Raw genomic sequence first — 11,172 nt, forward strand, 5'->3', positions numbered from 1 at the left:
GATCGTGTTCAGCCCCCGAAGGTTTCGTGATGCACGGCCTCGGTGAGCGAGCGACCCGAGCGCCACCCGAACCGTTCCAGGTCGGGCACCCGCTGAAACTCGCGCACCGGCCCGACGCACAGCCAGGCCACCGGCTTGATGCCGGCGGGCAGGTCGACCAGCTCGCGCAGGAAGTCCGGATCGTAGAACGACACCCAGCCGACGCCGACCTGCTCCGCGGTCGCCGCGAGCCACAGGTTCTGGATCGCCAGCACCGTCGAGTACACCCCGGTCTCGGGCACGCTCGCCCGGCCCAGGATCTGCGGTCCGCCGCGCCGGTCGTCATGGGTGACCACGACGCCGGTGCCGCTCTCGACGATCCCGTCGATCTTGATCGGCTCGAACGTCTCGGCCCGGTCGGCAGGCAGCGCGTCCCTGAACTCGACCCGCTTGTCCGCGACATGGTCGGCGAAGCGGCGCAGGGTGTCCGGCTGCCGGACAACGACGAAATCCCACGGCTGGGAGTTGCCGACACTGGGCGCGCGATGGGCCGCGTCCAGGATCCGCCACAGCGTCTCGTCGTCGACGAGCTCGCCGGTGAATTCGGCGCGCACATCACGGCGCAGGCGGATCGCGTCGTAGACGCTCAACTGGTCGGCACACACGCCGACCAGTCAACCTCAGGCCGTCAGGCCATCGAGCGGCGGGCCAGCTTGCGCCCGGCGGACAGCGCGGTGCGCAGACCACGGCGACGGCCGGTCACCGGGTCGACTGTGGTGACGGCGTTGCCACCGAACAGCTTCTCCGACTTGGTTTCCGGGGCGTCGTCGGTGGTGTGGCGCAGGTACTTGTTGGGCAGCGACAACTTGAGGATCGTGCGCCACGACTTGAAGTACTGCACCGGCATCGACCCGGTGGTGTAGGGCAGGTCGTACTTCTCGGCCAGCTCGCGCACCCGCACGGCGATGGCGGCGTAGCGGTTGCTCGGCAGGTCGGGGAACAGGTGGTGCTCGATCTGGTGGCTGAGGTTGCCGGTCATGAAGTGCATGACCTTGCCGCCGGAGATGTTGGCGCTGCCCAGCATCTGGCGCAGGTACCACTCGCCCTGCGTCTCGTTCTCGATGTCGGCCTTGGTGAACTTCTCCGCGCCGTCGGGGAAGTGCCCGCAGAAGATCACCGCGTTGGTCCACACGTTGCGCATCACGTTGGCGGCCATATTGGCGGTGAGGGTGGTGAGGAACGACGGGCCGGTGAGCAGCGGGAAGATCAGGTAGTCCTTGGCGGCCTGCTTGCCGATCTTCTTGAGCACCAGCTTGCGGTCGGCGTCGAACTGCCGCCACTCCGGCGAGTCCTTGTCCCACTTCTTCTTGGCGACCTTGCCCAGTTCCAGATGCTGGATCGCGACGCCGTACTCGAACAGCATCTGCAGCAGCAGGTTGTAGACCGGGTTGCCCAGGTAGAACGGCATCCAGCGCTGGTCACGGGTGACGCGCAGCAGGCCGTAGCCGATGTCGTCGTCCATGCCCAGGACGTTGGTGTACTTGTGGTGCAGGAAGTTGTGGGTGATCTTCCAGTGCGCCGACGGGCCCGCGTTGTCCCATTCCCACGAGGTGGAGTGGACTTCCGGATCGTTCATCCAGTCCCACTGCCCGTGCATGACGTTGTGCCCGATCTCCATGTTCTCGATGATCTTGGCAGTGCCGAGCAGGGCGACGCCCGCCAGCCAGGCCGGCGGCAGGAAGCTGGCGAACAGCACCGTGCGGCCGCTGATCTCCAGCGCTCGCTGTAGCCGGATGACATTGCGGATATATCGCGCGTCGGCGACCCCCCGCGAAGATTCGATTTCGCGGCGGATCGCGTCGAACTCCGCACCGAGAGCTTCGACATCCGCGGCGGTGAGGTGCGCGTATTCCTTGACATCCGAGATCGCCATGGCGGCTACACTACCGTAGGTTACGAGAGCGTAGGTTGGCGATTCGAGCGCTGAATTGTGTGAAGCATCCTATTGCGAAAAAGAGACCGAGATGTTATCTCACCCGCGACGGCGGGCACGCTCGCCCAGCGCCCGCTTCGCCTCGCGCAACGCCAGCTTTTCCTGCCGCGCCCGCGCCTTCAGTGTCGCCTTGGCCTCGCGCAGCACTTCCTTCTCGTGCCTGGCCTTGATCTCCAGCGACACCTTCGCGTCGTGCAGTGCCGAGCGCAGCCCGAAGCGCTTGCCCGACTCCGGGTCGACCCGCAGCGCGTCCGGCAGCGAGATTCCGGCGAATTTGCGCTCCGAGGACGTCTCGGGCGCGTCGTCGGCGGTCCGCTTGAGGAACCGGTCGGGCAGTGCCAGCTTGTGGATGGTCCGGAACGCCAGCAGGTACTGCTTGCCCAGCGAACCGGTGGTGTAGGGCAGGTCGTACTTGTCGCACAGTTCGCGCACCCGCACCGCGACCTCCGGGTACCGGTTGCTCGGCAGGTCGGGGAACAGGTGGTGCTCGATCTGGTAGCAGAGATTGCCGCTCATGAAGGCCATCACCGGACCGGCCTTGAAATTGGCGCTGCCCAGCATCTGGCGCAGGTACCACTCGCCCTGGGTCTCGCCGTCGAGCTGGGAGATCGTGAACTTCTCCGCGCCGTCGGGGAAGTGCCCGCAGAAGATCACCGCGTACGCCCACAGGTTGCGGACCAGGTTCGCGGTCGCGTTGGCCTTCAGTGTCGACTTCCACGCGGGCCCGGTCAGCGCCGGGTACAGCACGAAGTCCTTGACCACCTGACGGCCCGCCTTACGGGCGAACTCCTTGTTGGGCTCGGACAGCAGCTGCTTCTGCGGAACTCCGGCGAGCTCCTTCTCGATGCCGAGGTCGTGGAGCGCGATGCCCCACTCGAAGGTGGCGGCCAGCAGCAGATTCGCCGCGGGCTGTACCAGGTGCTTCGGGTGCCAGACCTCGTCGCGGGTCATCCGCAGGATGCCGAAGCCCAGGTCCTCGTCCTTGCCGAGGACGTTGGTGTAGGTGTGATGGGAGTAGTTGTGCGCCCGGCGCCACTGCGCCGAGGTCCCGGTCATGTCCCACTCCCAGCTGGTGGAGTGGATCTCCGGATCGTTCATCCAGTCCCACTGCCCGTGGCTGACGTTGTGCCCGAGCTCCATGTTCTCGATGATCTTGGCCACCGACAGCAGCGCGGTGCCGCCGAGCCACGCCCAGCGGTTGCGGCTGCCGAACAGCACCGCGCGGCCCGCCACCTCGAGTGCCCGCTGTGCGGCGATGGTGCGCCGGATGTACTTCGCGTCGCGCGCGCCGCGGGAGGACTCCACCGAACGGCGGATCGAATCGAGCTCTTTCCCCAGTGTCTCGATGTCGGCGGCCGTGAGATGGGCGAAGGCCTGGATATCGGTGATGGCCACCGGGGTCCTCTCTGTCGGTTGGCGGCTGGTCGGTTCAGAATGGAGGCGGGCCGAGAACGCCGCGGCTACGCCGCTGTGTTCTCGGCCCTGCTGCGCCGGTCGGCGCGAGGTAGGCCTAGACCAGCCGCTGCCGGCCATTGATATGGCCGGCGCATGACTCCGAGGGTACCTGCTGTCCTCAGCGGAGGGGATGCTCAGATGTCGAGCGTGCAGTCGCCCGCCGCGGCCGAGATGCAGGTCTGTACCTTGTCGCCCGGCTGGCGTTCGTCGCCGTTGCGCAGGTCGCGGGCGTGTCCGGCGGACAGGGTGACCACGCAGGTCTGGCAGATACCCATGCGGCAGCCGAAGGGCAGCTGCACGCCGACGGACTCGCCCGCTTCGAGCAGGCTGGTCGCGCCGTCGACGGTGAGGGTGCGGCCGGTGGTGCCGAAGGTCACGGTGCCGCCCTCGCCGATCGCGGAACGTTCGACCTCGAAGCGTTCGATGTGCAGCTTGCCGGGGATTCCCGCTGTCTTCCAATGCTGTTCGATCGCGTCGAGCATCGGCGCGGGGCCGCACGCCCAGGTCTCGCGCTCGCGCCAGTCGGGGTAGAGCTCGTCGAGGCTCGCCAGGGAGAACAGGCCCTGCTCATCGGTCAGTTGCAGGTGCGAGACGAAGCTCGGGTGCTTGGCGTGCAGCGCGCGCAGTTCGGCGCCGAACATGACGTCGGCGTCGGTGGGCGCCGAGTGCACGTGCACCACGTCGCTGACGCCGTTGCGCCGGTCCATCGTCCGCAGCATCGACATCACGGGGGTGATGCCGCTGCCCGCGGTGAGGAAGAGCACCTTCGCCGGCGGCGGCTCCGGCATCACGAACCCGCCCTGCGGCGCTTGCAGGCGCACGATGGTGCCCGCGGCCACCCCGTTGACAAGGTGGCTGGACAGCTTGCCCTCCGGCATCGCCTTCACCGCGATGGAGATGAGCCGCTTGCCGCCCTCGCCGGTCCAGTCCGGCGGGCAGGTCAGCGAGTACGAACGCCAGTTCCAGCGGCCGTCGATCAGGATGCCGATGCCGATGTACTGGCCTGGCTGGTACTTGAAGTCGAAGCCCCAGCCCGGCTTGATCACCAGCGTCGCCGAGTCGGCGGTCTCCTTCTGCACCTCGACGATCCGCCCCCGCAGCTCCCGCGCCGACCACAGCGGGTTGGCCAGGTGCAGGTAGTCGTCGGGCAGCAGGGGAGTGGTCACCCGGGCCACCGCGCCACGCAGCACGTTGAGCTTGCCGCCGCGGTCGCCGACCTGCGCGGCCGGTGCTTCGAGCCATTCCCGGAACTTGTTCATGACCATGCTTGCCGTTGTCTCCCTGTGTGCTCGGAGCCGCCGTGGGGTAGCTCGCTCGCTGCCAGGTTACGGCATCGTAGGTTTCGTGGCAGTGGCAGCGGCGGCAGGCGCGCTGATCTCCGGAGATGTCACAGTAGGTCGAGCAGGAACGGCAGCTCCTGGGTGGCGTACCAGGCCAGCTGGTGATCCTCGGCGTCACCGAGGATGAACTCGGCGTCGGTGTCGCCGAGATCGGCGGCGTCGATGACGTCGACGGCCTTGGCGACCTGCGGCTCCGCGTCGGCCAGGTCGACATGCACGGACGCGACCTGGTCGTAGGTGATCGGCCCGGCCAGCTTCACCACCGCGTCGTCGAGGTCGGGCCGCAGCTTCGCGCCGGTGACGTCGGCGGCGATCACCGCGCGCCGGTACACCGGGCTGCCCGGGGTGGCCGCTTCGCCCTCGGCGCCCGCGGCGTCGTCGAGCCCGTCGCGTTCGGCGGCCAGCAGCCGCAGCGAGGCCCTGGCCGCCTCCTGCATCGCCACCTCGGCCAGTTCCTCGTCGTCACCGGCGGCGTAGGCCTCGCGCAGGGCGGGCGTCACCGCGAAAGCGGTCGCGCCCAGGGGGAACACCTCCCGCTCGTCGACCAGCTGGCGCAGCATCGGGATCGTCGCCGGGATGTAGACGCGCAACTTGCCGTTCTCAGAGACAGGCACCGAGCAACTCCTCCATCGATTCGTGCACCGACGCCGCGAGGACGTCGATGTCGGCCATGGCGTCGCGGTCGGCGTTGAGTCCGTAGAAGACCTGACCGTCGTACGAGGTGAGCCCGAAACTCAACGTCTGATTGCGCAGCAGCGGCGATACCGGATACATCTCCAGCATGCGCGCCCCGCCGATGTACATCGCGGTCTGTGGTCCCGGCGCGTTGGTGATCACCAGGTTGAACGTGTTGTCGGCGAAGGTACTCGCCGCCCGCACACTCATCGCGTGCAGGCTGGCAGGCGCGAACCCGGCCAGGTGCACCAGCGTGCGCGCCCGCACCCCGCGACGCTGCCGACCTGCGGCTTCGGTGGCGTGCGCGATGTGCGACAGGCGCATCACCGGATTCGGTTCGCCCACCGGCAGGTCGATGAGGAACGAGGACACCTCGCTGGCAGGCGCCAGCTGGTCGCCGCCGTCGACGTACACCGACATCGGTACGACGGCCCGCAGATTCGTCGACTCGACCAGCGCCTCGTTGCGCGAGAGCAGCCAGTTGCGCAGCGCGCCGGTGACCACGGCGAGCACCGTGTCGTTGATCGAGCAGTCGAAGTGGCGCCGGATGGTGCGGTAGTCGTCGAGGTCGGTGCGCACGACATCGAAGCGGCGGCTGCGCGAGGTGCGGGCGTTGAGCGGGCTGTCCGCGACGCCCGAGGTCGCGGCGCGCACCGCGTTTGCCGCCGCCTTCACCGCCATCCTGGTGCCCCTGACCAGCCCGAACGCGTTGGAGCCCGCGTCACGGGCGACCTCGTAGGCCTCGCGTGGCTGCGCGGCGAGGTGCGACAGCGCGCCGGCCAGCAGTTCTACGTCGGTGGGTTCGCGCGGCGCGCGCCACACGACGTCGGCCAGCTCCCGTGGCAGGGGGCTGTTGTCGAGGATCACGTGTCCGATCTCGAGCGCGGTGTCACCGTCGACGAGCGCCGAATGCGATTTGGTGAACACCGCGCTGCGCCCGTCGGCGAGCCCCTCGATCAGATACATCTCCCACAGCGGCCTGCCCTGATCCAGCGGGCGGGACGCGAGCCGGGCGACCAGGTCGTAGAGCTGTTCGTCGCTGCCCGGACCTGGCAGCGCCGAGCGGCGGATGTGATAGCTGATGTCGAAGCGGCTGTCGTCCACCCACACCGGCCTGCCGAGGGTGAGTGGGATCTCGCGGACCTTGCGGCGGTAGCGGGGGACCAGCGGCAGCCGGGTTTCGACCAGGTCGATGAGCTTGTCGTAGTCCAGGACCTGGCCGGATGCATCGGGCTCGGAGTTCTGGAGGATCGCGAGAGAGCCGATGTGGATCGGGTTGCTGCTCGATTCGAGCCGGTAGAACGACGCATCCTGCGGCGTCAATCTCGTGATCACGCGCTCTGATACTCCTTCCGGTGCCAGCTGACCCCGACCAGGCACGCGCTACATCCTACGTCACGGCAGGTGAATCGCGGTGCCGGGCAACGAGGCCCGTCGGGCGCCGTGACCAGGGCCGATGTCTGTCTCCGGTACGCCGGGCATGGGTCCGCGCCGCCGGGTACGGTGGTCTGCGGACTACCATGGCCATCAACACTGTGGCCAACCAGCCGAACACACCCCGACCAGAGGACTGACGAGACCCGTGCCTGCGCTGACACTGACGAGGTTGCTACGGATTGGTGAAGGTCGCACGGTCAAGCGGCTCTCGAACCTCGCCGACGAGGTCATCGCGTACGGCGAGGAGATCGAGCAGCTGACCGACGACGAGCTGCGCGCCAAGACCGCCGAGTTCAAGCAGCGCCACGCCGACGGTGAGACCCTCGACGACCTGCTGCTCGAGGCGTTCGCGGTGGCCCGCGAGGCGTCCTGGCGAGTGCTGAACCAGAAGCACTACAAGGTCCAGATCATGGGTGGCGCCTCGCTGCACCTCGGCAACATCTCGGAGATGAAGACCGGTGAGGGCAAGACCCTGACCTGTGTGCTCCCCGCGTACCTGAACGCGATCTCCGGCGAGGGCGTGCACGTCGTCACCGTCAACGACTACCTCGCCAAGCGCGACGCCGAGTGGATGGGCCGCGTGCACCGCTTCCTCGGCCTCGAGGTCGGCGTGATCCTCGGCGGTATGACCCCGGCCGAGCGCCGCGTCGCCTACCACGCCGACGTCACCTACGGCACGAACAACGAGTTCGGCTTCGACTACCTGCGCGACAACATGACCCACTCGCTGGACGATCTCGTGCAGCGCGGCCACAACTTCGCCGTGGTCGACGAGGTCGACTCCATCCTCATCGACGAGGCCCGTACCCCGCTGATCATCTCGGGCCCGGCCGACGCCTCGTCCAAGTGGTACGCCGAGTTCGCGCGCATCGCGCCGCTGCTGAAGAAGGACGTCCACTACGAGGTGGACATCAAGAAGCGCACCATCGGCGTGCACGAGGCCGGCGTGGAGTTCGTCGAGGACCAGCTCGGAATCGACAACCTCTACGAGGCCGCCAACTCCCCGCTGGTGAGCTACCTGAACAACGCCATCAAGGCCAAGGAGCTCTACACCCGCGACAAGGACTACATCGTCCGCGACGGCGAAGTGATCATCGTCGACGAGTTCACCGGCCGCATCCTGGTCGGCCGCCGCTACAACGAGGGCATGCACCAGGCGATCGAGGCCAAGGAGAAGGTCGAGATCCAGCCGGAGAACCAGACTCTGGCCACGATCACCCTGCAGAACTACTTCCGCCTCTACGACAAGCTGTCCGGCATGACCGGTACCGCCGAGACCGAGGCCGCCGAGCTGCACTCGATCTACAGCCTCGGTGTCGTCCCGATCCCGACGAACAAGCCGATGGTCCGCAAGGACCAGGCCGACCTGATCTACAAGTCGGAAGAGGCCAAGTTCAACGCCGTCGTCGACGACGTGGTGGAGCGGCACGAGAAGGGCCAGCCGGTCCTGATCGGTACCACCAGCGTCGAGCGCTCGGAGTACCTGTCCAAGCAGTTCACCAAGCGCGGTGTGGCGCACTCGGTGCTGAACGCGAAGTTCCACGAGCAGGAAGCCCAGATCATCGCCGAGGCCGGTCGGCCCGGCGCGGTCACCGTCGCCACCAACATGGCCGGTCGTGGTACCGACATCGTGCTCGGCGGCAACGCCGACATCATCGCCGACATCCTGCTGCGCAAGCAGGGCCTCGACCCGGTGAACACCCCCGACGAGTACGAGGCCGCCTGGCACTCGGCGCTCGAGCAGGTCAAGGAGCAGACCGCCGCGGACGCCGACGCCGTGCGCGACGCCGGTGGCCTCTACGTGCTCGGCACCGAGCGCCACGAGTCGCGTCGTATCGACAACCAGCTGCGTGGTCGTTCCGGCCGCCAGGGCGACCCGGGCGAGTCCCGCTTCTACCTGTCGCTGGGTGACGAGCTGATGCGCCGCTTCAACGGCGCCGCGCTCGAGGCGATCATGACCCGCCTGAACCTGCCCGACGACGTGCCGATCGAGGCGAAGATGGTCTCCAAGGCCATCAAGAGCGCCCAGACCCAGGTCGAGCAGCAGAACTTCGAGATCCGCAAGAACGTCTTGAAGTACGACGAGGTGATGAACCAGCAGCGCACCGTCATCTACGGCGAGCGCAACCGGATCCTGCGTGGTGAGGACATGGAGGGTCAGGTCCAGAACATGATCACCGACGTGACCACCGCCTACGTCGACGGCGCCACCGCCGAGGGTTATGTCGAGGACTGGGATCTGGACAAGCTGTGGACCGCGCTCAAGACGCTGTACCCGGTGAGCCTGGACCACAAGGAACTCGCGGGCGAGACCGCCACCGGTGAGGCGGGCGAACTCACCCGCGACGAACTCCGCGAAGCGCTGCTCGACGACGCGCACACCGCGTACGAGAAGCGCGAGCAGGAGATCGACGGCCTGGCGGGCGAAGGCGCGATGCGCAACCTGGAACGCCAGGTCCTGCTCTCGGTCCTGGACCGCAAGTGGCGCGAGCACCTCTACGAGATGGACTACCTCAAGGAGGGCATCGGCCTGCGCGCGATGGCCCAGCGCGACCCGCTGGTCGAGTACCAGCGCGAGGGCTTCGACATGTTCGCCGCGATGCTGGAGGGCCTGAAGGAGGAGTCGGTCGGCTTCCTGTTCAACCTCCAGGTAGAGGTCCAGCAGCCCCAGCCCGAGGGCGTCTCGGTCGGCCAGGGCCTGCGTTCCCCGGTCGGCGCCCCGCGCCCCCAGGACGCGCCCGCCGAAACCCAGGCCCCACCCGCCCTGCGCGCCAAGGGCATCTCCGACGCGTCCCCCCGCGGCCTGAACTACTCGGGCCCCGCCGAAGACGGCCGCGCCGAATCCCACTCCGACGCCCAGGAATACGGCGGCCACCAGTCCGGCACCCGCCGCGAACGCCGCGAAGCCGCCCGCGCCGACTCCAAGGGCAAGCGCCGCCGCTGAGCGTGTGGTAACTGAATGACAAAGGCTCCCACGGTTATCCGTGGGAGCCTTTGTCGCGTCGTGGCGACGAGTTCTCCTGCGGCGCGGCTGGGCATGTTCTCCACCAGCGCCTGCATGTACAATTGCATGCATGGTTGCCTTGCAGATTCGCGACGTACCGGAGCCGCTCCGTGATCAGCTGGTGGCGCTGGCGCGCCAGCGTGGGCAGTCGCTGCAGGCATTTCTCTTCGACCTGGTCCGCGATGAAGCTCGGCGCCAGGACAATATCGCTGTGCTCAAACAGTTCAGCCCCGCCGCGGTGGACGTCGCGTTCACCGCGCGGGACGTCGTGGTGGCGCTGGATGCCGAACGCGCCGAACGGGATTCGGCGCTGGACGAGTCGGAGATCCGCGAGTGATCGTGGTCGATGCGTCGGTCTTCGTTCACGCTCTCCTCAACCCTGGCCCGCTCGGTGACGCCTGCCGGGCAGCCCTGGAAGCCGACAACCGCTGGATCGCCCCGCAACACTGGACCGTCGAGGTTCTGTCGATGATCCGCCGGTTCACCCGCGCCGGCACGATCACTCCCGTCCAGGCCGAACGCGCCGTCACCGCCCTCGGCAGCCTGGATCCCGAGGTTCCCGTCACCCGCGTACTCGTCCCCAGAATCTGGGACCTCCGTGACAACCTGACCGCCTACGACGCCGCCTATGTCGCAGCAGCCGAAGCCTACGGTTGCGAACTGCTCACCACGGACTCACGCTTGGCGAACGCGCCAGGAGTCGCCTGCACGGTCCGGATAGTGCGGGCGGGTTCGGCCTGAATGCCGTGACCGGCGTATCGGCATTCTGCCGAATCTCCCATCGTGGCGATACGGCGCGGCCGCTGACCAAATTTCAGGATGTCGGGACGGCGGTTGGTGTCTTGGAGGTCGACGGTGTCGACGAATTCGGGGTGCGCGAGGTGGACGGCGGTGGGGTGCTCGGGCCGGTGGTGGTGCTCGATGTGGTGGTCGGGAGGGGGCCGACGGTGATCGAGCGGGCGGTGGCCTGCCAGGCTTCGGGGAGGTCGCCCCTGTCCGATTTCTCGATGGTGTGGGTGTCGCCCTTGTTGTTGCGGGCGGCGAAGAGGGTGGCTGTTTTGCCGGTGCGGTTGTAGACCGAGATCGTCGCGGCGTCGATGTGCTGGTTGCCCAGGTCGGGGGAGCCGATCTTGAACAGTGACATCTTGCCGGTGCCCTCGCTGCCGGTGAACAGGCAGACGTAGGAGGTGGGGCAGCGGTCGTAGCCGGTGCAGCCGCCGGTCCTGTCGCACCAGTCCTGCGTGACGCTGGTGAAGGTGTTGCCGGTGATCTTGGTGGTCTGTGAACCC

At 67.6% G+C, this 11,172-nt stretch carries 10 protein-coding genes; 3 read left to right on the forward strand and 7 right to left on the reverse strand.

The features are described from left to right. Positions 1 to 8 precede the first annotated feature (8 nt). From bluB to ACFWF2_RS32135, 6 genes are all read right to left on the reverse strand, one after another. Positions 9 to 644 (reverse strand): 5,6-dimethylbenzimidazole synthase, encoded by a 636-nt coding sequence (gene bluB / locus ACFWF2_RS32110; RefSeq protein ID WP_379311245.1) that lies wholly within the window; start codon positions 642 to 644, stop codon positions 9 to 11. Positions 645 to 667: 23 nt separating this feature from the next. Next, positions 668 to 1,912, reverse strand: coding sequence for a fatty acid desaturase family protein (locus ACFWF2_RS32115; protein ID WP_379311246.1), 1,245 nt, complete (start codon positions 1,910 to 1,912; stop codon positions 668 to 670). A gap of 99 nt (positions 1,913 to 2,011) precedes the next feature. Continuing rightward, entirely contained in the window at positions 2,012 to 3,367 is a 1,356-nt protein-coding gene (locus ACFWF2_RS32120) for a fatty acid desaturase family protein (RefSeq protein ID WP_379311247.1), read from the reverse strand. A 194-nt stretch (positions 3,368 to 3,561) separates the two neighbouring features. Further along, positions 3,562 to 4,692 carry a ferredoxin reductase gene (locus tag ACFWF2_RS32125; RefSeq protein WP_379311248.1) on the reverse strand — a complete coding sequence of 377 codons (1,131 nt, stop codon included), beginning with the start codon at positions 4,690 to 4,692 and terminating at the stop codon, positions 3,562 to 3,564. A gap of 122 nt (positions 4,693 to 4,814) precedes the next feature. Beyond that, positions 4,815 to 5,357, reverse strand: coding sequence for a DUF6912 family protein (locus ACFWF2_RS32130; protein ID WP_379311254.1), 543 nt, complete (start codon positions 5,355 to 5,357; stop codon positions 4,815 to 4,817). 10 nt (positions 5,358 to 5,367) lie between these two features. Next, positions 5,368 to 6,777 (reverse strand): wax ester/triacylglycerol synthase family O-acyltransferase, encoded by a 1,410-nt coding sequence (locus tag ACFWF2_RS32135; RefSeq protein ID WP_379311249.1) that lies wholly within the window; start codon positions 6,775 to 6,777, stop codon positions 5,368 to 5,370. Positions 6,778 to 7,024: 247 nt separating this feature from the next. Here ACFWF2_RS32135 and secA point away from each other — a divergent pair, with 247 nt between their 5' ends. From secA to ACFWF2_RS32150, 3 genes are all read left to right on the forward strand, one after another. Then, entirely contained in the window at positions 7,025 to 9,823 is a 2,799-nt protein-coding gene (secA, locus tag ACFWF2_RS32140; protein ID WP_379311250.1) for a preprotein translocase subunit SecA, read from the forward strand. Positions 9,824 to 9,953: 130 nt separating this feature from the next. Next, positions 9,954 to 10,220 (forward strand): hypothetical protein, encoded by a 267-nt coding sequence (locus ACFWF2_RS32145; RefSeq protein ID WP_379311251.1) that lies wholly within the window; start codon positions 9,954 to 9,956, stop codon positions 10,218 to 10,220. Continuing rightward, complete coding sequence (locus ACFWF2_RS32150; protein WP_379311252.1) at positions 10,217 to 10,624, forward strand: type II toxin-antitoxin system VapC family toxin; 408 nt, start codon at positions 10,217 to 10,219, stop codon at positions 10,622 to 10,624. The genes ACFWF2_RS32145 and ACFWF2_RS32150 overlap by 4 nt, the downstream gene beginning before the upstream one ends. A gap of 73 nt (positions 10,625 to 10,697) precedes the next feature. Here ACFWF2_RS32150 and ACFWF2_RS32155 read toward each other — a convergent pair. Then, the coding region (locus ACFWF2_RS32155) for a peptidase inhibitor family I36 protein (RefSeq protein WP_379311253.1) at positions 10,698 to 11,172 on the reverse strand (475 nt) is incomplete at its 5' end.

The organism is Nocardia sp. NPDC060259 (assembly GCF_042728775.1).
Lineage (GTDB): Bacteria > Actinomycetota > Actinomycetes > Mycobacteriales > Mycobacteriaceae > Nocardia.

Excerpts from the sequence above, each read along its gene's own strand:
- ACFWF2_RS32115 (WP_379311246.1), bottom strand. The coding sequence starts at position 1,912 with ATGGCGATCTCGGATGTCAAGGAATACGCGCACCTCACCGCCGCGGAT.
- ACFWF2_RS32125 (WP_379311248.1), bottom strand. The coding sequence starts at position 4,692 with ATGGTCATGAACAAGTTCCGGGAATGGCTCGAAGCACCGGCCGCGCAG.
- ACFWF2_RS32145 (WP_379311251.1), top strand. The coding sequence starts at position 9,954 with ATGGTTGCCTTGCAGATTCGCGACGTACCGGAGCCGCTCCGTGATCAG.